This window comes from Salmonella sp. SAL04196 (genome assembly GCF_046550835.1).
Lineage (GTDB): Bacteria > Pseudomonadota > Gammaproteobacteria > Enterobacterales > Enterobacteriaceae > Salmonella > Salmonella enterica.
The window spans coordinates 297069-317502 of the sequence record NZ_JBGDXE010000002.1 but is presented as its reverse complement, the minus strand read 5'-3'; the positions used below and the strand labels follow the sequence as shown (position 1 = coordinate 317502).

Genomic DNA, 20434 nt, shown 5'->3' with positions numbered 1-20434 from the left:
GAGGCTTGAACAGACGTTCATTTTCCGTAAAACTGGCGTAATGTAAGCGTTTACCCACTATAGGTATTATCATGGCGACCATAAAAGATGTAGCCCGACTGGCCGGTGTTTCAGTCGCCACCGTTTCTCGCGTTATTAACGATTCGCCAAAAGCCAGCGAAGCGTCCCGGCTGGCGGTGACCAGCGCAATGGAGTCCCTGAGCTATCACCCTAACGCCAACGCGCGCGCGCTGGCACAGCAGGCAACGGAAACCCTCGGTCTGGTGGTCGGCGACGTTTCCGATCCTTTTTTCGGCGCGATGGTGAAAGCCGTTGAACAGGTGGCGTATCACACCGGAAATTTTTTACTGATTGGCAACGGGTATCATAACGAACAAAAAGAGCGTCAGGCTATTGAACAGTTGATTCGTCATCGTTGCGCAGCGTTAGTGGTACACGCCAAAATGATTCCGGATGCGGACCTGGCCTCATTAATGAAGCAAATCCCCGGCATGGTGCTGATTAACCGCATTTTACCGGGGTTAGAACACCGCTGTGTCGCGCTGGATGACCGTTACGGGGCATGGCTGGCGACCCGACATCTGATCCAGCAAGGTCATACGCGTATTGGGTATATCTGTTCCAACCACACCATCTCTGATGCCGAAGATCGCCTGAGGGGCTATTACGATGCGCTGGCGGAAAGCCATATCCCGGCTAACGATCGGCTGGTGACGTTCGGCGAACCGGATGAAAGCGGCGGCGAGCAGGCGATGACTGAGTTATTAGGTCGCGGCAGAAATTTTACCGCGGTGGCCTGCTATAACGACTCGATGGCGGCTGGCGCGATGGGAGTATTAAATGATAATGGCGTGGGGGTGCCGGGCGAAGTATCGCTCATCGGTTTTGATGATGTACTGGTCTCACGCTATGTGCGTCCCCGACTGACCACCATTCGGTATCCGATCGTCACCATGGCGACACAGGCGGCGGAGCTGGCGTTAGCGTTGGCGGGGAAATGCCCTACGCCAGAAGTAACTCATGTATTTAGTCCGACACTGGTACGCCGACATTCGGTATCCACGCCGACGGATACCGGACACCTGTCGACAACCGATTAATCAGGGTAGCATGATGGCGACAATGCTGGATGTTTCCCGCCATGCGGGCGTATCAAAGGCCACCGTCTCACGAGTGCTGAATGGGACGGGGCAGGTAAAAGAAAGCACGCGCCAGAAAGTGTTTACGGCGATGCAGGCTCTGGACTATCGCCCCAACCTGCTGGCACGCTCGCTGGCGAATCGCACCAGCAACAGCATCGGTCTGGTCGTCTCTACGTTTGACGGCTTCTATTTTGGCAGTTTGTTGCGCCGGGCGTCGCGCCAGGCGGAGTTTCATAACAAGCAGTTGATCGTCACCGATGGTCACGATACGCCGGAACGAGAGCAGAAAGCCGTACAAATGTTGGCCGACAGACAGTGCGACGCTATTATTCTTTACACTCGCTATATGGATGAGCCGGCGATTTTGTCGTTGATTGACGCCACGGAAATGCCGCTGGTGATTATTAATCGCAACGTCACTCAGGCCCGCGATCGCGCTATTTTCTTCGAGCAGGAGACGGCGGCATTCCAGGCGGTGGAATATCTGATTACGCAGGGCCATCGCGATATCGCCTGTATTACGCTGCCTGTTCATACTCCCACCGGCACATCACGCGTAGCGGGTTATCGCAAGGCGCTGGAAAAATATGGCATTCCCTGGCAACCGGCAAAAGTGAAATTCGGCGATTACACGCTGACGCGCGGCTATGACGCCTGCCGGGAATTACTGGAGGAAGGCGTCACGTTTAGCGCGCTATTCGCCTGTAATGATGACACGGCGCTGGGCGCGGCAAAAGCGCTGCGCCAGGCCGGATTACGCATCCCGCAGGATGTGTCGCTGTTTGGTTTTGACGATGCGCCGGGCGCAACCTGGCTTGAACCGGGGCTTTCAACAGTCTATTTACCCATCGAGGATATGATAGCCACCGCAATCGATCAGGCCGTTCGTCTGGCGAACAGCGAGCCGGTCGCCCCGATCCCGCCCTTTACCGGCACGCTGATTCTGCGCGAGTCCGTCGCCGCAGGCCCGTTTTTTCAACGTCCGGCCTAATGATGCGCTTCAGAGCATCTCCAGCGCTAACAGCTCTTCAATGGTCTGACGACGGCGGATCAGCCGCGCCTGTCCATTGTCAAACAGTACTTCCGGCAGGAGCGGGCGGCTATTGTAATTCGATGACATAGACGCGCCGTACGCGCCGGTATCGTGCAATACGAGGTAATCGCCGGGGATGACCGCAGGTAAGGCGCGTGTTTCAACCATTCCCCCTTCCTGCTGCGTAAAAACATCGCCTGATTCGCATAGCGGCCCGGCGACCACCGTCTCGACCCACGGGCCATTTTCAAGCGCGCGACCATCCGCCGCCAGCGCCGAAATACGGTGATAGCTACCGTACATCGCCGGGCGCATCAGATCGTTAAAACCCGCATCTACCAGCACGAAATGGCGGCTTCCCATCTGTTTTACGCTACGCACCTGCGTTACCAGCACGCCTGATTGCGCCACCAGAAAACGTCCGGGTTCGATCTCAAGTTTGACCGCATGTCCCAGATGGCGGGCGATTTGCTCGCGCGCCGCGTTCCACAGGCCATAGTAATGGCGCGTATCAACGGGCTCTTCTCCCTCACGATAAGGTATCGAGAGTCCGCCGCCTGCCGAAATCGCCTCCACATCCTGACCACATTCCAGCACCTGGCGTACCATCGCGCCGCAAACCTGCTCCAGATGGCCATAATCGACGCCGGAACCAATGTGCATATGGATACCGACAAGTTTCAGTCGGTATTTCTGCATTACCGCCAGCGCCGCCGGAAGATCGCTATGCCAGATGCCGTGTTTGCTGTTTTCGCCCCCGGTGTTGGTTTTCTGGCTGTGGCCGTGACCAAAGCCAGGATTCACGCGCAACCAGACGCGATGCCCAGGCGAAACCTGACCAAGCTGCGTCAGCATATCTACCGAGCCGGCATTGACCGGAATATGCAGTTCACTGACGCGCGCCAGCGTGTCGGCATCAATCACATCGGCGGTAAAAACGATATCATCAGGGCACGTTTGTGGATCGTAGCCCGCCGCCAGCGCACGTTCGATCTCTCCCAATGAAACAGAATCCACCTTGACACCCTGCGCGCGCATTAAGCGCAGGATATGAATGTTCGAACAGGCTTTTTGCGCAAAACGCACGACGTCAAACTGCTGCAGGGCGGCTATCTGACGGCGAATAATGTGCGCGTCATAGACCCAGACCGGACAGCCAAATTCAGCAGGCAATCTGAGCAAATTTTCAGCGTTAAGGTCAGTTTCAGCGTGATAATGCGGCAATGACATAACAAACTCCGGAACAGGCTTTTTAACGATTACGCCATACCTTAGAAAGAATAAAAAATATCGTTTTATTGTCAGTCTATGCAAAAATGATATGGGATAAATGATTCAGGGAAACGTATGGCTGCCGTTAATTTACGTCACATTGAAATTTTTCATGCCGTAATGACCGCCGGAAATCTCACCGAAGCGGCGCGGCTGCTGCATACCTCGCAGCCTACCGTCAGTCGCGAGCTGGCGCGTTTTGAGAAAGTGCTGGGATTAACGCTGTTTGAGCGCACACGCGGGCGCTTACATCCGACGGTGCAAGGGCTACGCCTGTTCGAAGAGGTACAACGCTCCTGGTATGGGTTGGATCGCATCGTCAGCGCGGCGGAAAGTCTGCGCGAGTTCCGTCAGGGCGAGCTCTCTATCGCCTGCCTGCCGGTCTTTTCACAATCCTTTTTGCCGCCGTTACTACCGCCTTTTCTGGCGCGTTATCCGGATGTCAGCCTGAATATTGTGCCGCAGGAGTCGCCGTTGCTGGAAGAGTGGCTCTCCGCTCAGCGCCACGATTTAGGGCTGACGGAGACGCTTCATGCCCCGGCAGGAACAACCCGTACCGAGTTACTAACGCTGAATGAAGTGTGCGTACTGCCCTGCGACCATCCGCTTGCCGCCAAAACGGTACTGACGCCAGACGATTTTCAGGGGGAAAACTTTATCAGCCTCTCCCGCCTGGACAGCTATCGACAGTTGTTGGATACGTTATTTGCCGAACATCAGGTGAAGCGCAGAATGGTGGTGGAAACGCATAGCGCGGCCTCCGTCTGCGCGATGGTGCGCGCCGGGGCGGGCGTTTCGATCGTTAACCCGCTAACCGCGCTGGACTATGCCGCCAGCGGCGTCGCCGTTCGCCGCTTCAGCATTGACGTGCCCTTTACCGTCAGCCTGATTCGCCCGCTACACCGCCCCGCCTCCGCGCTGGTTGACGCCTTCAGTAAGCATTTACAAACGCACCTTTCGCGCCTGGTCGAACCGCTGGAGGTTATTCTGGGGCCGATGACGAAAGCATAAAGCTCACGGCATCTGCGGCATGAATTGCCGTGGTATCGAAAACCGGTAGCGCGCTTTGCGTCTGGGGAACAAGCAAACCTATTTCAGTGCAGCCAAAAATAACGCCCTGCGCGCCTTGCGCAGCCAGTCGTTCGATAACCTGTAAATAATAGTGGCGCGACGCGTCGGTGAATGTCCCCTGACAGAGCTCGTCAAAAATGACCTGATTGATACGCGCCCGATCGTCCGCCTCCGGCACGATGGTCTCAATCGCAAATTGCTGTTCCAGCCGCCCGCGATAAAAATCCTGCTCCATCGTATAGCGAGTCCCTAATAGCGCCACGCGATGCAACCCCTGACGGGCGATAGCTCGCCCGGTAGCATCCGCGATGTGTAGAAAAGGCAGAGAACAACGAGATTCAATAATGTGCGCGATTTTATGCATGGTGTTGGTACACAGCACAATGCCTTCTGCGCCCGCCTGCTGTAACCCCTGCGCGGCCTGCGCCAGGATATCGCCCGCTTTATCCCACTCGCCGCGGCGTTGACATACTTCAATATCGTGGAAATCTACGCTATGCAGCAGTAAGCTCGCCGAGTGCAGGCCTCCCAGCTGCTGTTTAATGCCTTCATTGATTAAACGGTAATAAGGGATAGTCGATTCCCAGCTCATCCCCCCCAACAGCCCGATCGTTTTCACTGCGCTCTCCTTTTTTAAAGCATTATGGCAGTGAAGCAAACTTACACATCCGTTTCCAGTCTATTTTTCATCATGCCGGATAACAGGCGTCATCCGGCATGGGAGGGGTGATTACACGCCAATATTTCTTAGCTTCTCGCCCGCCATCAGCTTGCGTTCGATGTGCTCCAGGGTGACATTTTTGGTTTCCGGAATCAGCCAGAAAGTGATGCCGATAAAAGCGATATTCAGCGCGGTGTAAAGCCAGAATGTACCTGCCGCGCCAATGCTGTCCAACAGTGTCAGGAATGTCGCGCCGATGATCATGTTCGATACCCAGTTTGTCGTGGTTGAACAGGTAATGCCAAAATCACGGCATTTCAGCGGCTGGATTTCCGAACACAGTATCCACACCACCGGAGCGGCACTCATCGCGTAACCGGCGATACACATCATCGTCATCCCAACGGAAAGCCAGGAGAGGCCGCTTGATGCCGTACCGTTATCAAACTGCATCAGGCAGTAGCCCAACACCAATGTCCCTAACGCCATTACGCTGAAACCGATTTTTAACGCCGGTTTACGCCCGGCCTTATCTACCGTAAAGACGGCGATAAACGTCGCGAACATAAAGGTCAGTCCGACCACCAGCGTAGCGATCATTTGCTGTTCCGTGGTGGTAAAGCCGGCCATTTTAAAAATGCGCGGCGCATAGTACATAATGATGTTCATGCCGGTGAACTGCTGCATTGCCTGTAGCAGCATACCGAGGAACACGGCGCGGCGAACATTGCGGTTAGCTTTAAATAATGCCCACCCGCCCTGCTTGAGTTTGAGGCTTTCCCGAATCTCATTCAGTTCATCACGGGCTTTTTCCGAGGTATCGCGCAGCATACGCAGCACCTCTTCCGCTTCAATATGGCGACCTTTTTGCGCCAGCCAGCGCGGACTATTCGGCAGGAATACCACCAGAATAATGAGCAACACCGCAGGCAGCGCCAGTACGCCCAACATCGCGCGCCAGTTGCCGCTGTAGCTGAATGCCGTATCGGATAAAAAAGCCAGCACAATGCCTAACGTCACCATCAGTTGATACATACTGATCATTTTGCCGCGAACATTTTCACTTGCCATTTCAGATAGATAAAGCGGCGCGGTATAGGAGGCAATCCCTACTGCTACGCCCAGTATCACGCGGGCACCAATCAATACTTCCACGCTGGAAGCAAACGCCGACCCCAGCGAGCCGAGCACAAACAAAATCGCGCCAGCCATCAGGCTATACTTACGCCCCAGCCGGAATGAAAGCCAGCCGTTAAATAATGCGCCAATTGCCGCGCCAAGCATCATACTGCTGACGACCCATTCCTGCAGCCGGCTGGTCAGTACGAAATGGTCGGTAATAAAAGGCAGCGCCCCGGCGATAACGCCGATATCCAGACCAAATAACAGTCCCGCTACCGCTGCAGAAACCGAAACAAACATATTCATACGTCGTGTGTCGCGAAGCGAACGCGGCGTTAAAGCAGAGTCATGATTAATAGAGACCATATTTTCCTGCCACAACAGAGTAAGACATAGCCTGAAAGTACGGGATACTCTTCCCCAAGTGTCAGGCTGGAAACGGCATAAATATGGATTAAATGGCTACACTATAGCGATATGTGATGGATATTACACTTTTTAAATTTAACGCCGTTGCCGGGTATTTTTTTAAACTACCAATATTTCAATAAATTAAAGCATTGATCATAGCTATTATTTAACAATATATGGATTAAGTTAAACCCACAATATGGACTATGCTAATGAGATCATAAAAAAACCCTGTACCAGGACAGGGCTTTATCAGTTTTTCGGCCAAAGAGTCGATTTTCCCAGAAACGCATTTGTCAGTAGCGAATTAACGCGCCAGCCAACCGCCATCTACCGCTATGGTATAGCCGTTAATATAATCAGCGGCGCTGGATGCCAGGAAGACTACCGGGCCCATTAAATCGCCCGGTAGCCCCCAACGTCCAGCCGGAATACGGTCGAGAATTTCGGCGCTACGTTGTGCATCAGCGCGCAATTGCTGGGTATTATTCGTGGACATATAGCCCGGTGCGATGGCGTTCACATTGATATTGTGTTTCGCCCACTCGTTCGCCATCAGACGTGTTATTCCCATTACGCCGCTTTTCGACGCGGTATAAGACGGAACGCGAATGCCGCCCTGGAAGGAGAGCATAGACGCGATATTAATAATTTTGCCGCCGTTGCCCTGGGCAATAAAATGTTTTGCCGCCGCCTGAGACATAAAGAACACGCTCTTGATGTTCAGGTTCATGACGTCATCCCAGTCTTTTTCCGTGAAATCAATTGCATCTTCACGACGGATCAAACCCGCGTTATTCACCAGAATATCAATATGACCGTATTCCGCCACCGCCCGTTCCAGTAATGCCGGAATACCATCGATTTGACGCAGATCGGCTGTCAGGCTTAAAAAACGACGTCCCAGAGCGGTGACGCGCGCAATAGTGTCCGTCGGTTCAACAATGTTAATACCGACAATGTCACAGCCCGCTTCCGCCAGCCCTAACGCCATCCCCTGCCCCAATCCGGTATCGCACCCCGTCACAACCGCGACTTTACCTTCAAGAGAAAATGCATTCAAAATCATTGTTAATCCTTATTTTTGTCATGCCTGTCACGCACAGGCGTTATCACCGGTCGCGACTAGCGCAGATCTTGTACCGCAACGTGATCCATGTCATCGAAGACCTGATTTTCTCCCACCATGCCCCAAATAAACGTATAGGCTTTGGTGCCAACGCCGGAATGTATTGACCAGCTTGGGGAAATAACCGCCTGTTCATTACGCATCACAATATGACGGGTTTCCTGAGGCTGCCCCATCATATGGAAAACGCAACTGTCTTCTTCCATATTGAAATAGAGGTAAACTTCCATACGGCGCTCATGGGTATGGCATGGCATGGTGTTCCATAGATTGCCGGGCGCCAGTTCGGTGAGTCCCATACTGAGCTGACAGGTTTCCAGTACATCCGGTACGAAGTATTTATTGATGGTGCGACGGTTACTGGTGAGGTTATCGCCTAAGGTGACGGGCGCAACGTCGGCAGGCGACACTTTTTTCGTCGGATAAGCGGTATGCGCTGGCGCGCAGTTGTAATAAAACTTCGCCGGTCTGCTCGCCTCATTGCTGACGAAGACCAACTCTTTCGCCCCTTTACCAATATACAGAGCATCACGATGACCAATGTCATGGCGCTGCCCGTCAACGATAATGGCGCCCGCGCCGCCAATATTAATGACGCCCAGCTCGCGGCAGTCCAGTAACCGGGAAACGCCAAGCTGTTTACCCACCTCTCCGCCGATTTCAACAGAATGGCTGACGGGCATAATGCCGCCGACAATAATACGGTCGATATGGCTGTAGACCATCGTATATTCATCAGCGACAAAAATATTTTCTATTAAAAACTCGCGTCGCAGCGCCTGGGTGTCCAGCGTTTTAGCGTGCTCGCTATGGATGCTTTGCCTTACGTCCACTTTTCCCTCCAATGATAAATCGATCGCAACGGCATAAAATCAAAACACTGTTTTGATTTATTTAACGGCATCATAGTCGCCTGGATGAAGGTTTTCAACAATAAATAAAACAACGTTTCATTTATATGGTTGGTTATTTTTAAAACTGCTGTAGCGATCACGAACGGCGCTAAAACTTACACACATGTCTGATTTTCAGACATGTGCGCCAGATGCTGTATGCGGTTACTCAGATAAAAATTGAAGCTTGTTTTAGAACGAGGTCTGATGTGCGAATTGAATTAAAAGCGGTATGCGTCTGCAATGCCCGACGCGGCAAGACGTTCCGCGCTATAACGAAAAAGGGGGTTCTGTTACTGGCTTTGCCCTCGTGATAGAGGGCTTTTTATGACGGAATAATGAAGCAGAAAAAGGATGGCTGGCGCAGGATCAATCGCGTTCAATGGTTAAAGCAACGCCCTGGCCGCCACCAATACACAGCGTCGCCAGGCCTTTTCGCGCGTCGCGTTTAACCATTTCGTGCACCAGTGAAACCAGAATTCGACAGCCGGAAGCGCCAATAGGATGCCCCAGCGCAATCGCGCCGCCATTAACGTTTACCCGTCGCTCATCCCATTCCAGCATTTTTCCTACCGACAACGCCTGGGCGGCAAACGCTTCGTTGGCTTCGATAAGGTCGACCTCCGCCAGTTGCCAGCCGGCACGCTCCAGACAGCGCCGGGTAGCATATACCGGCGCAATCCCCATTAGCGCAGGATCGACGCCGACGCTGGCAAACGCGCGGATGCGCGCCAGCACCGGCAGCCCCAGCGCCTGGGCTTTCGCCTCGCTCATCATCATCACCGCGGCGGCGCCATCGTTGATTGAGGAGGCATTACCCGCCGTCACCGAACCTAAACTATCAAACGCCGGATGCAGCAGGGCTAACCCCTCCGCACTGGCGTCGGCCCGCGGTTGTTCATCCGTATCGACAATTGCGGTCTGCCCATTACGTTGCGTGACGATGGGGACAATCTCATCTTTAAAACGTCCGGTATCAATCGCGGCCCTGGCTTTTTGTTGCGAACTGAGCGCATAAGCATCCTGTAACTCGCGGCTGATGCCATATTCCCGCGCCAGGTTTTCTGCCGTCACGCCAATGTGATAATCGTTGAAGGCATCCCATAAGCCATCATGTACCAGACTATCCACCAGATTGTCGGCATCAGGCAACGCGCCGGTACGGCTGTCATTGAGGACATGCGGCGCACGGCTCATATTCTCCTGCCCGCCCGCAATAACAATGTCCGCTTCGCCGCACTGAATAGCCTGCGTCGCCAGGTGCAACGCTTTTAAACCGGAACCACAAACGTCATTAATGGTAATGGCGGAAACGGTTGTCGGCAGCCCTCCTTTGATGGCTGACTGGCGCGCCGGATTCTGCCCGGCGCCAGCCGTCAGTACCTGACCGAGGATGACCTCATCGATAGCGTTAGCGTCCACGCCGGTGCGCTCAATTAACGCTTTTACGACCATGCTCCCCAGCTCGACGGCGGAATGACGGGCCAGCGTTCCCTGAAAACAGCCGATGGGTGTCCGTAAAGCCCCCACTATCACAACCTCTTTCATTACCACCTCAGCGCAAAATGACACCGCCATAGTAGAGCATTGTTAAAATTAGTTATCTTGATTGTTTAAAAAAAGTGAGTTTTATCACAAAGGAAATGACGCTGATTTGACGGTGACGCAGCTTATTTCTGCTGCAAATGGTAGCGAAGCCAGTTCCCCGCCGTTCCGGGCGGCGTTTTCTTGTTCCACAGCAAATCAATAGCAATCGCCCTCGGCCAGCCAGGAACATCCAGCTGCGCCAGCGGTTTTTCCGCCGCAAACTCTTCCACCAGCGCGCAGGGCAATACGCACCAGCCAAATCCCTGAACCGCCATGCTCAACAGCAATAAATAGTTTGGCGCTGACCAGGCCGGGCCGCGCGTAATGTTGGCGTTAGATTCAAGGTAGGTATTCAGACGCAGCTCGCGCCAGGTATGCAGTTGCTCCCATTGCAGGTTCGTCTGCGACGCCAACGGATGCGTGGTCGCCACATAAACCCCCATCCAGCTTTGAACAGGCAGACGCGTCGCGCCAATGTTTGTGGGATAGTCATCACGCGCTTCAATCAGGCCTATCTGGGCGCGCCCTTTTTGCAGCAGGTCGATGACATCATCATTTTCTCCGATCAAACATTCAAACTCGGTATGCGGAAATTGACGATCAAACTGCGCCATTAACTCTTCCAGACTGTCAGGGTGCAGGGTATCAGAGAGGACGAACGTGAGCCTTGCCTCCGTCTCGCCGGATAACGTCAGCGCCACCTCATCCAGACGGTCGCTCGCCGATAAAATAGCCTGAACATAGCTAAGCACCCGTTTTCCTTCTTCGGTCAGAACGGGCTGGCGCGAAGATCGATCAAATAATGAAAATCCCAGATCCGCCTCCAGATGCGCAATGGCGGTACTAATGGTGGACTGGCTTTTACGCAGGCGGCGCGCCGCCGCAGAAAACGAACCGCAAGAGACGGTCTCAACAAATGCCATTAACGCTTCAGGTGAGTAACGCATAACATATCTATTTTATCGATGGATGTTATCTTTTAGGTATCACATTAAACGATAAAATAGCGGAAATTTCTTTAGTTTGATTAAGAGTAAGGTTTTTTCGTTTATGCAACATGACGCCATACAACGTCGCTCGCTGCCGGAGCGTATTCTCCATGCTGTCTGTTTTGAAGGTATTGCGACTGCGATACTGGCGCCAACGACCGCCTGGCTAATGCAGCGCTCGGTGCTGGAGATGGGCGGCCTGACGATATTGCTGGCAACGACGGCCATGATCTGGAATATCATTTATAACGCTCTGTTTGATCGACTGTGGCCTGCGCATCAGGTGAGACGAACCGCCAAAGTGCGCGCACTCCATGCGTTAGGATTTGAAAGTGGGTTTATTGTCATTGGCGTGAGTATTGTCGCCTGGGTACTGAATGTCAGCCTGCTACAAGCATTCACCCTGGAAATTGGTTTCTTCCTGTTCTTTTTGCCGTACACGATGCTGTACAACTGGGCGTACGATGTTTTACGCCAGCGAATAGTGACCCGCCGCCAACAGCGCGTTAGTGCATGATATTGCTCTTTTTTGCCGGGATCGCAACGCTCCCGGCCCTCCTCCTCCACGACATCCATCTGCTTAAAACGCCCCCAACTGACGCTATTTATGGTAAATTGCGCTTCTTTTTGTGTGTTTTATAGTTGATAAATTCAAATAATGTCTAAAATTTGGTCAAAAGATGAGACTCTCTGGAGTTTTGCATTATACGGAACGGCTGTAGGCGCAGGCACTCTTTTCCTTCCCATCCAGTTGGGATCGGCAGGCGCAATCGTGCTATTTATTACCGCGCTGGTCGCCTGGCCTCTAACATACTGGCCGCATAAGGCGCTGTGTCAGTTTATTCTTTCCTCAAAGACTTCTGCCGGTGAGGGAATTACTGGCGCCGTTACTCATTATTACGGCAAGAAAATCGGCAATATTATTACCACGCTTTATTTCATTGCGTTTTTTGTCGTGGTATTAATTTATGCTGTGGCGATTACCAATTCCCTGACAGAGCAATTAGCGAAGCATATTCAGATAGATATTCGCATCCGGATGGCAGTTAGCTTCGGCGTAGTACTTATCCTGAATATGATTTTCTTAATGGGAAGACATGCCACTCTTCGCGTAATGGGCTTTTTAGTCTTTCCACTTATCGCTTACTTCTTGTTCCTTTCGCTCTACTTAACCGGAAGCTGGCAACCCTCGTTACTGACCGGGCAGATGTCATTGGATAGTCACACGTTGCATCAGGTATGGATTTCTATTCCGGTGATGGTTTTTGCTTTTAGCCATACGCCCATTATTTCGACGTTTGCCATCGACAGACGGGAAAATTTTGGCGATCAGGCCATGGATAAATGCAGAAAGATCATGAAGGTCGCCTACCTGATTATCTGCCTGAGCGTGCTATTCTTTGTCTTTAGCTGCCTGCTCTCCATTCCGCCGTCATACATTGAAGACGCGCGCAACGAAGGCGTTACCATCCTTTCCGCGCTCTCGATGATGCCCAATGCGCCGGCCTGGCTCTCTATTTCCGGTATTATCGTTGCCGTCGTGGCCATGTCGAAATCTTTCCTCGGCACCTATTTCGGCGTCATCGAGGGCGCAACCGAAATGGTAAGAACCACCCTACAGCAGGTTGGCGTGAAAAAAAGCCGGGCGTTCAATCGCGCGCTGTCTATCATGCTGGTTTCCGGGATTACGTTTATTATTTGCTGTATTAACCCGAATGCCATCTCTATGATTTATGCCATTAGCGGCCCGCTCATTGCGATGATTCTGTTTATTATGCCCACGTTGTCAACGTACCTGATACCGGCATTGAAACCCTACCGTTCAGTAGGTAATTTCATTACGTTGGTCGTCGGTTTACTTTGCGTATCGGTGATGTTTTTCAGCTAAAGTAAAAGATAGCCGGGATATAACTCCCGGCTATTTTATATAAGAATCCAGCACCTTTAATATTACGTCCAGATCTTCTTCACGTCTGGCTTCATCACTCTGATGAACGATATGCTCGGTCAGATGCCCTTTAATCACCTCGCGCATTAAGCCATTTACCGCGCCGCGAATCGCCGCGATCTGTTGTAACACGGCCGCGCATTCATGCGGTTCATCCAGCATTTTTTTTAGCGCTATCACCTGTCCCTGAATCTTGCTGGTTCTGGCTTTAAGCTTTTGTTTGTCCCGGATGGTATGTGACATTGCAACACCTCACTAACATTAACGAATACAAATTATAGCATTACGATGCTACTGGGGGGTAGTATTCCATACTGGGGGGGAGTAGAATGACACCCACATAAAACAACTAAGAATCATTCTCATGGGTGAATTTTCGACACTTCTTCAGCAAGGAAACGGCTGGTTCTTCATTCCCAGCGCCATTTTATTAGGTATTTTGCACGGGCTTGAACCAGGGCACTCCAAAACTATGATGGCGGCTTTTATCATTGCCATTAAAGGTACGGTTAAACAGGCCGTCATGCTCGGTCTGGCAGCAACGCTTTCTCATACCGCGATCGTCTGGTTAATCGCGCTGGGTGGGATGTATCTTAGCCGGGCATTCACCGCACAATCAGTGGAACCATGGCTGCAGTTAATTTCTGCGATTATTATTCTGAGCACCGCGTGCTGGATGTTCTGGCGGACATGGCGAGGCGAGCAGCAGTGGCTGGCGGGAAACCACCATCACGACCACGACCACGACCACGACCACGACCACGACCACGACCATCATGGTCACATACATCCGGAAGGCGCAACGTCAAAAGCGTATCAGGATGCCCATGAACGCGCCCATGCTGCCGATATTCAACGCCGTTTTGATGGTCAAACAGTGACTAATGGACAGATCCTGCTGTTCGGCCTGACCGGAGGGCTTATCCCCTGTCCGGCTGCGATCACCGTTTTACTGATTTGTATCCAGCTTAAAGCGTTTACGCTGGGCGCCACGATGGTGCTGAGCTTTAGTCTTGGCCTGGCATTAACACTGGTGACGGTAGGCGTTGGCGCGGCGATAAGCGTTCAACAGGCAGCAAAGCGCTGGAGTGGTTTTTCGACGCTTGCCCGGCGGGCGCCCTATTTTTCGAGCATTCTGATTGGTCTGGTCGGCGTGTATATGGGAATTCATGGCTATACCGGGATCATGCAGTAAATATGTAACGCTTCTGCTCAGGCCGTATCATTCACGTCGGGTTTCATTCCAGAAGCGTTTTTACTTATCAAACGGTATGAAAGGTCATACATTCAGCATCCCGCCTGAATTCTGTATTTTACTCCACTACACCACAGGCAAAACATGCCCCACCGCCACCGGGTTTAGCCGGCGTTTCAGGGTTTCTGGATAGAGTCGCCGGAGGCGGGTTATTGCGGAGCGATAAACGGAGTTCGCTGCAGTGATTTACAAAACCGGGTACCAAACAGCAGTTCCCGTAATCGGTTCCGCATTCCCAACTTCACCAGTAACCGGTATTTGTCCTGCCAGATTTGCTTCTCCTGCGTATTCAGCCTTCCACACAACGCTGACAACCTTCCCCGTCCACGGTAAACTTCCTGAAGCAAGCGTAACTGGGCCAGGCTCACTCCGCATGCCAGTATCTCCCGGTGCATCAACTGGTCCATATAGTTCATCAACCGCTTCGGATTGTTAAATATCGGTGGCACTTCCAGAAAGCCCGTCACCGGAGCCGGAGATAACAAAAAGGCGTCCAGCTCTCCTGTCCTGCGCAGGCGTGCGCCCCCGGCCCACTGTTCACCCCGCCGCCCCCGGATAAGTATCTCCGCCAGTTCCTGCTCCAGCAGCGCCGGGATGCCGCCGTATACCTTCAGTACCACCCGGTCGCTGAAAAACAGCTCATCGCTGATAATCATAACCGGGTAGTCCGGCAGTATCTGTCTCAGGGAATAGAACAAAAAGAGATGTTCACGGGGACGCAGACATAGTATCAGTATGGCCTCCGGTTTCCGACGTAATTGCTGCAACAGAACAGGCAGCCTGTATGCGGTTTCACAGTTGCAGCTCGGCAGAAATCTCCGGACCAGGTGTGCCACGGCGATCGTCACCGGCCAGCAGTCACCGTAAACGATAATCTGCCGGGCCGGCATCCGGTTATGTTCCGTCATCCTCATCCTCCTTCTTTTTCAGGATGTTCCCCGCATTTCTGTTACTGCACAGCCGGTTCCACAGTTCATTTGCCATCGACCTGTCACCATTACCGACCCGGCGTTTTGATACCAGCGGCGGTCCGGCTTTTTCACGGCGCGTGGACGGGGTGGGACTGTCAAGAACCCGGATAACATAAATCTCATAGCGTCGTGCTTTATTGGGCAGGGTCTGGTGACGGCAGATGCTGACCACCCGCGATGTTTTGCTTCGCAGATAGGCAATCAGGTAGCTGGCCCGTCTGGCCGTGATGTGAAACGCCTCTGCTATCTGGTTACGCTGAACCCAGTTCTGCTGCAACAGGCACCAGTGTGCCACGATGATATACAGGGGCTCGCCGGCATACTGGCGGACACTTACCGGAATAAAACAGGCATCATGGTTGGTCTGTCCGGGATAATGAATATCGTTACCTGAAAAAACTATCTTCCCTTTTGATTTATCAGAAGACATGCAAACTCTCCGTTTTTTTAGTGAAAAAGACCGAGAAGAAAAAATAATCATAAAGATAAATTTATAGCTATTTTTTAATTAACTATCAGGAAATGGTATTTAATCCTGCTAATTGTAAGTAACAATCACTGTCATTGCGGCTGAAAAAGCACCTGTTTTAATTACCGCACCGGGTATAGCTTCGACCTTTGCTTTATACTGTTTTATAATTCTGCCACCGGCACCGTTATCAAGATGGATAGATCCCATATCTGTTTTCACATTAAATTTAACTGGTGTGTTATTATCCACATCCATTACCGACAGTCTGAAACCATTGTTTTCTTGTTTATTATTCTTAAGAATCACGGTGCTGTCAGCATCTGCCAGTGTCAGACCGTTGGTCCTGAACTCTATAGCCAGTGGGGCGACGAATGGGATCTGCGTTCCGACATTCTGTTGTGCTGTAACGGTGAAAGGTACTTCCCTGGGCACCAGGGTTTCCTTATATTCCGTATAAAAACGCCCCATATTGATAGTATTAGAAGGAGAGATAATAACCTTGCCTGAGTTGTCAGGAATAAACCTGAGATTAAACGCAGAAACAGTTAAAGGTCTGAATGGAACAGTCGGTGGTTCAACAGACAGTCCGGGTTGTGACGGGCTATAGGGATATATATTAATTTTACTTCCCGGAATGTTTATGTCCAAAAAATTATTATTGAAAACCTGTTCGACAAAAATATGTACTGTAATCGTTCCGCTCCGGTTATATGTTTTTTGCGCTTCCATACGTTGCCCGAATGCTTTTGAACTGGACCAGCCTGAAAACCCTGCCTGTATATCCCTCCACGTAAATGTCACGGGAGTCAAGCTCCCTTCCTGAACAACGATATCCATTCCAAGACCGCGATCTTTTAGCGCAGTGGCTACCTGTCTCATATCGGAAAGCGAAACTGCTGTAGAGTAAACAAGTGAATTAAAACTGCTCCATGTTGTAGTACAGGTATAACTTATGGGAACAGTAATCTTCTGCAGTTCCTGCCCTTGTAAATATTGTCCTCCCTTCAGACTGATATTCTGAATATTTACATTTCCATTGGCATCACATTTTGACCAGTCATAGTTTGCCCTCGCAGAATCACAGACAGCAAAGAAAAGAAACACACCTGACAGTATCAGTGATTTCATATTGAATAATCGTCCTGTCATGATGTCGCCCCTGCGTCCTTAAACGCGCAGTTCAGGGCATCGCAGGCGTAGCGGTTCATCTGCAGTCCACCGTAATCATCAATATACCCCACCCACAGCGTCCGGGTTTCTGCCGGCAGAACAGCCTTTAAAGGCAGGCTCCCCAGGGGCGGCACCATCACGCCCTCGCGGAAACCGCTGAGCCTGTGGCTACGGTCTGCTCCCAGCCACGCCACAGTGATGTAGTACGGCGTCGGGTTTCTGAGGGTCAGGTGTCCCGCATTCCGCTCAGCGGTCAGCTTTCTTTCCGGCTGGTCATTGCTGCTTCTGATAATGGCTTTCGGACGGTAAAACAGTTTCAGCTGGCTCTGCATGGCCAGCTGCAGGACGTTGTCGTCTTCCGGCTTCGGGGGAACGCCCCGCACGTTAAACCAGAACAGCGTTTCCCTGTCCTGAGGGAGCTTATCTGTCAGCCCACGAACCTGGGTGATACGGACCTGGGATTTCTGTCCGGCATCAATACGCTGCAGCGGCGGCAGCGCCATCAGCGCATCGGTTCTCACCCCGTCAGCATCCGTCACCCAGGACTGCGCCAGGAACGGCGTGGTTTTGTCATCGTTATTCAGCGTGATGGCCACCGTTTTCTGCGGCGCATCCATGATAATACGGGTCCGGTCGACATTGACGGCCGCCGGGCTGCACTGGCTCCATGCTGCCGCCAGCGCGAGTAAAATCACACGGCTTCTTCTGCTGTTTTTCACCTGTTTTCTCCGTTAGTCCTGCTCTGTGACAGGGATATTTTTATCTGCAGGGCAGTAACAGCGGCCCCCAGCTGAGTGTCACCGTTTCCGGCAGGGTGAGTCTGCACTGCACCCGGCCATCCCAGGACACATTCAGGGTCCGGCGGTCTTCCCCGCTGAGACCTGTCAGGTAGGCCAGACCGCCATCTCCGACCATCCCCGCGGTTCTGCCGGTTTTCCCGGACACCACCAGGGCGCCAAACGGCGGACTGGCGCCATCAGCCAGCCGGATATGACCGAGCACCTGCTCCCCCTGGCTGGCGTCAATCTTCCGGTAGCCCACCGCGCCTTCCGTCAGTACCTGACTGATGACGGAGCTGCTGACGTCCACGTCCTCCGGCAGGGCGGCCACATCAACCGAAATATCGCTGCGGCGATAGCTGCTGCCGGCGCTCACCACGCCCACCCCGAAGCGGTTGGTCACCCCGCTGTTGCCGTTCACCGGCACACCGGCCACGTCTCCGGTATCTATCATCATGCGGGGCTCATTCCCGGCCATCGACTGGCTGAAAGCGGCGCCGTGGGCGGTGGCGGTCACCGAGCCGTACCAGCTCAGGCCCAGGCTGCGGTACTGTCCGGGCTGCAGGGTGGCGTCCGCTGCCGCCTGGCCCCACGGTAGACGGCTCTGCACACTGCCGCTAAAGCTGCTGTTACTACCAGTGTCATAGCGGTTATGACCAGCGCTGATGTTCCATGTGGTGTCCGGGTTATGGAAATCGCTGTAATTCACGGTCTGCTGCAGGCCACCCCGGTTATCCTTCTGCACGCTGTAGCTCACCTGGCGGCTGTCGCCCCACGGGATACTGATGGTGGCGTAGACCTGGTTCTGGCTCCCCCCGCCGGTGTACTGGTTACGGGCAAACGACACCGAGGCCGAGAGCCCCTGAAGCTCGCCGAGACTGAACACTTTGTTGAAGCTGAGCATGTAGTTATTGTTGGACTGCGCATTCCAGTAATTGAGCCGGCTTACCGAGAGGGCCGCGCTCATATTGAGTACCGGAACGGACTGGCTATAAGTCACGGTGTAGCTCTGTTTTTCATGCCATGCATCGCCGCCGTCGGTGGCCCGACGCTGCAGGTACTCCGGCATGGACAGAAAATGGCGGTCCGAGAAGCGGTATCCGACGAACGCCAGGGTACTGCCGGTTTTATCAAACGTTTTGGCATAGTTGATACGGTAGCTGTAACCGGACTGCTTCTGCCCGTGCGGCAACCGTGCATCTGAGCGGGTGACGTCCGCAGACAGAGCGCCCAGCAGCCCCATATTCTGGCCGATCCCGAGCGCCGCGGACTGGTAGTCGCCGGTGGAGGCAATGAGGCCGCCATACAGCGACGTGTTGTTAAATGCTCCCCAGGTGGCCTCCCCGAGCAGAAAGTCAGGGCTGACCGTGCTGTTGTTATGCGTCCCGCCGTACAGCGGACGTCCGGCGGCCACCTTATAGCGAACCTGTCCCTGGCGTGCCATAAAGGGGACGCTGGCCGTGTTGACCTGCCATGTCCGGACGCTACCGTCGCTTTCCCGGACGCTGACATCCAGGTTGCCGCTGATATTCTGGCTCAGGTCGGGAAGCTCAAAAGGCCCCGGCGACACCCGGGTCTGGTACAGAATGCGGCCATTCTGGCTGACGGTAACCTGTGCATTACTGTTCGCAATGCCGCTGATTTTCGGGGCATACCCCTGAAGAGAGGGCGGTAGCATGCGCTCATCGCTGGCCAAAGTGAGCCCGGCAAAGCGGAAGGAATCAAAAATAGCGGAGCTGAGGTACGTCTGTCCGAGCGTCAGTTTTGAGCGCAGTGCTGGCAGGGCACGGAACAGATACGTCTGCGGCAGATAAAAATCGGACTGTGATGCGCCCCGCCCACTGTCAAAACGGCTGTACTGGTAATCGCTCCGCAACCGCCAGGCGCCGAGATTAAACCCGGCGGTGCCGTAGAGGCTGTAGCTGGTAGAGGTCTCCCCCTGCTGCGGCATATAGCGGTTGGCCATCAGGCTGTAATCGAGCAGGCCGGCGGTGACGCCGTCGCTCCAGCGTGAAGGGGGGACCCAGTCCGGGTCCTGATATCGCATCCAGGCCTGGGGAATAATGAAGGTCAGACGCTGATTTTCAGCGCTGTACCGTACCTGACTGTCAGCGGAGCGCAGCTCAAGGCATTGCCCGTCCGGGATACCGGTAACGGGTTTCAGGCCATGAATAATCTTATCCTTAAGACCCAGCATGGCCACCATGTCTGTTGTCACACAGATGACGGCCGCGTCGCGTCCGGCAACCGGTACAACTCTGACCGGATACTGTTCCCGTACCGGCTGGTCATTGAGCCAGATATCGAGAATATAGTTACCGGGCGCCACATACCCCTCGCGGCTGAAGGCCGTGAGGTCCACGTTGGACAGGTTCCCGCTGTCCAGCAGGCTGGCATTGAACTCCGTGGCCTGCGACTTCAGGACGGAAAATGTCAGGGTAATCAGAATGGCAAGCCGGGTAATTTTCATGGCATGGCGCTTTCGTGTTGTCGTCCGTGTAACAGACAGCCCGCAGGCATGGTCAGATA

At 53.2% G+C, this 20434-nt stretch carries 19 protein-coding genes; 6 read left to right on the top strand and 13 right to left on the bottom strand.

The window, feature by feature from the left end; all coding sequences use genetic code 11:
* The first annotated feature begins 71 nt into the window (after window positions 1-71).
* Complete coding sequence (gene galR, locus ACLJPE_RS11075) at window positions 72-1100, top strand: HTH-type transcriptional regulator GalR (protein WP_000201030.1); 1029 nt, start codon at window positions 72-74, stop codon at window positions 1098-1100.
* 10 nt (window positions 1101-1110) lie between these two features.
* The gene (locus ACLJPE_RS11070; RefSeq protein WP_072102305.1) at window positions 1111-2133 is read left to right on the top strand and encodes a LacI family DNA-binding transcriptional regulator; all 1023 of its coding nucleotides are present in this window, start codon (window positions 1111-1113) and stop codon (window positions 2131-2133) included.
* A gap of 9 nt (window positions 2134-2142) precedes the next feature.
* On the opposite strand, the gene lysA is transcribed toward ACLJPE_RS11070, so the two are convergent.
* Window positions 2143-3405 carry a diaminopimelate decarboxylase gene (gene lysA / locus ACLJPE_RS11065; protein WP_023136664.1) on the bottom strand — a complete coding sequence of 421 codons (1263 nt, stop codon included), beginning with the start codon at window positions 3403-3405 and terminating at the stop codon, window positions 2143-2145.
* Between the two features lie 117 nt (window positions 3406-3522).
* Here lysA and ACLJPE_RS11060 point away from each other — a divergent pair, with 117 nt between their 5' ends.
* Window positions 3523-4458 (top strand): LysR family transcriptional regulator, encoded by a 936-nt coding sequence (locus ACLJPE_RS11060; protein WP_000741797.1) that lies wholly within the window; start codon window positions 3523-3525, stop codon window positions 4456-4458.
* Here ACLJPE_RS11060 and ACLJPE_RS11055 read toward each other — a convergent pair.
* From ACLJPE_RS11055 to ACLJPE_RS11030, 6 genes are all read right to left on the bottom strand, one after another.
* Window positions 4430-5137, bottom strand: coding sequence for an aspartate/glutamate racemase (locus tag ACLJPE_RS11055; protein ID WP_023136665.1), 708 nt, complete (start codon window positions 5135-5137; stop codon window positions 4430-4432). The two genes, ACLJPE_RS11060 and ACLJPE_RS11055, sit on opposite strands and share 29 nt — an antisense overlap.
* Window positions 5138-5248: 111 nt before the next feature.
* Window positions 5249-6667, bottom strand: coding sequence for an arabinose-proton symporter AraE (gene araE, locus ACLJPE_RS11050; RefSeq protein WP_000253650.1), 1419 nt, complete (start codon window positions 6665-6667; stop codon window positions 5249-5251).
* Window positions 6668-7019: 352 nt separating this feature from the next.
* Entirely contained in the window at window positions 7020-7781 is a 762-nt protein-coding gene (gene kduD / locus ACLJPE_RS11045) for a 2-dehydro-3-deoxy-D-gluconate 5-dehydrogenase KduD (RefSeq protein ID WP_021000742.1), read from the bottom strand.
* A 56-nt stretch (window positions 7782-7837) separates the two neighbouring features.
* Window positions 7838-8674, bottom strand: a complete 837-nt coding sequence (gene kduI / locus ACLJPE_RS11040) for a 5-dehydro-4-deoxy-D-glucuronate isomerase (RefSeq protein ID WP_039512820.1) — start codon at window positions 8672-8674, stop codon at window positions 7838-7840.
* Window positions 8675-9103: 429 nt separating this feature from the next.
* The gene (locus ACLJPE_RS11035) at window positions 9104-10282 is read right to left on the bottom strand and encodes an acetyl-CoA C-acetyltransferase (protein ID WP_000665979.1); all 1179 of its coding nucleotides are present in this window, start codon (window positions 10280-10282) and stop codon (window positions 9104-9106) included.
* A 122-nt stretch (window positions 10283-10404) separates the two neighbouring features.
* A complete protein-coding gene (locus ACLJPE_RS11030; RefSeq protein ID WP_001270779.1) occupies window positions 10405-11268 on the bottom strand; it encodes a LysR family transcriptional regulator in 864 nt (287 codons plus the stop codon).
* Window positions 11269-11371: 103 nt separating this feature from the next.
* Between ACLJPE_RS11030 and ACLJPE_RS11025 the strand changes: the two genes are divergently transcribed.
* Window positions 11372-11827 carry a multidrug/biocide efflux PACE transporter gene (locus ACLJPE_RS11025; RefSeq protein WP_001530217.1) on the top strand — a complete coding sequence of 152 codons (456 nt, stop codon included), beginning with the start codon at window positions 11372-11374 and terminating at the stop codon, window positions 11825-11827.
* 141 nt (window positions 11828-11968) lie between these two features.
* A complete protein-coding gene (locus ACLJPE_RS11020; RefSeq protein ID WP_000036828.1) occupies window positions 11969-13198 on the top strand; it encodes an amino acid permease in 1230 nt (409 codons plus the stop codon).
* Between the two features lie 30 nt (window positions 13199-13228).
* Here the strand turns inward: ACLJPE_RS11020 and rcnR are convergent, their stop codons facing one another.
* Entirely contained in the window at window positions 13229-13501 is a 273-nt protein-coding gene (gene rcnR, locus ACLJPE_RS11015) for a Ni(II)/Co(II)-binding transcriptional repressor RcnR (RefSeq protein WP_000019953.1), read from the bottom strand.
* A gap of 121 nt (window positions 13502-13622) precedes the next feature.
* Between rcnR and ACLJPE_RS11010 the strand changes: the two genes are divergently transcribed.
* Window positions 13623-14453, top strand: coding sequence for a nickel/cobalt efflux protein RcnA (locus tag ACLJPE_RS11010; RefSeq protein ID WP_000503693.1), 831 nt, complete (start codon window positions 13623-13625; stop codon window positions 14451-14453).
* Window positions 14454-14662: 209 nt separating this feature from the next.
* Here the strand turns inward: ACLJPE_RS11010 and ACLJPE_RS11005 are convergent, their stop codons facing one another.
* The 5 genes from ACLJPE_RS11005 to stdB all read right to left on the bottom strand — a co-directional run bounded on the left by ACLJPE_RS11005 (window position 14663) and on the right by stdB (window position 20375).
* The gene (locus tag ACLJPE_RS11005) at window positions 14663-15421 is read right to left on the bottom strand and encodes a hypothetical protein (RefSeq protein ID WP_023136668.1); all 759 of its coding nucleotides are present in this window, start codon (window positions 15419-15421) and stop codon (window positions 14663-14665) included.
* On the bottom strand, window positions 15408-15914 hold the full coding sequence (locus tag ACLJPE_RS11000) for a CaiF/GrlA family transcriptional regulator (RefSeq protein ID WP_039512827.1): 507 nt from the start codon (window positions 15912-15914) through the stop codon (window positions 15408-15410). The genes ACLJPE_RS11005 and ACLJPE_RS11000 overlap by 14 nt, the downstream gene beginning before the upstream one ends.
* Window positions 15915-16022: 108 nt before the next feature.
* Window positions 16023-17105 (bottom strand): fimbrial protein, encoded by a 1083-nt coding sequence (locus ACLJPE_RS10995; RefSeq protein ID WP_000147767.1) that lies wholly within the window; start codon window positions 17103-17105, stop codon window positions 16023-16025.
* Window positions 17102-17845 carry a fimbrial biogenesis chaperone StdC gene (stdC, locus tag ACLJPE_RS10990; RefSeq protein WP_000798491.1) on the bottom strand — a complete coding sequence of 248 codons (744 nt, stop codon included), beginning with the start codon at window positions 17843-17845 and terminating at the stop codon, window positions 17102-17104. Before stdC ends, ACLJPE_RS10995 begins: the two co-directional genes overlap by 4 nt.
* A 40-nt stretch (window positions 17846-17885) precedes the next feature.
* Complete coding sequence (stdB, locus tag ACLJPE_RS10985) at window positions 17886-20375, bottom strand: fimbrial outer membrane usher protein StdB (protein ID WP_023233410.1); 2490 nt, start codon at window positions 20373-20375, stop codon at window positions 17886-17888.
* Window positions 20376-20434: the final 59 nt, after the last annotated feature.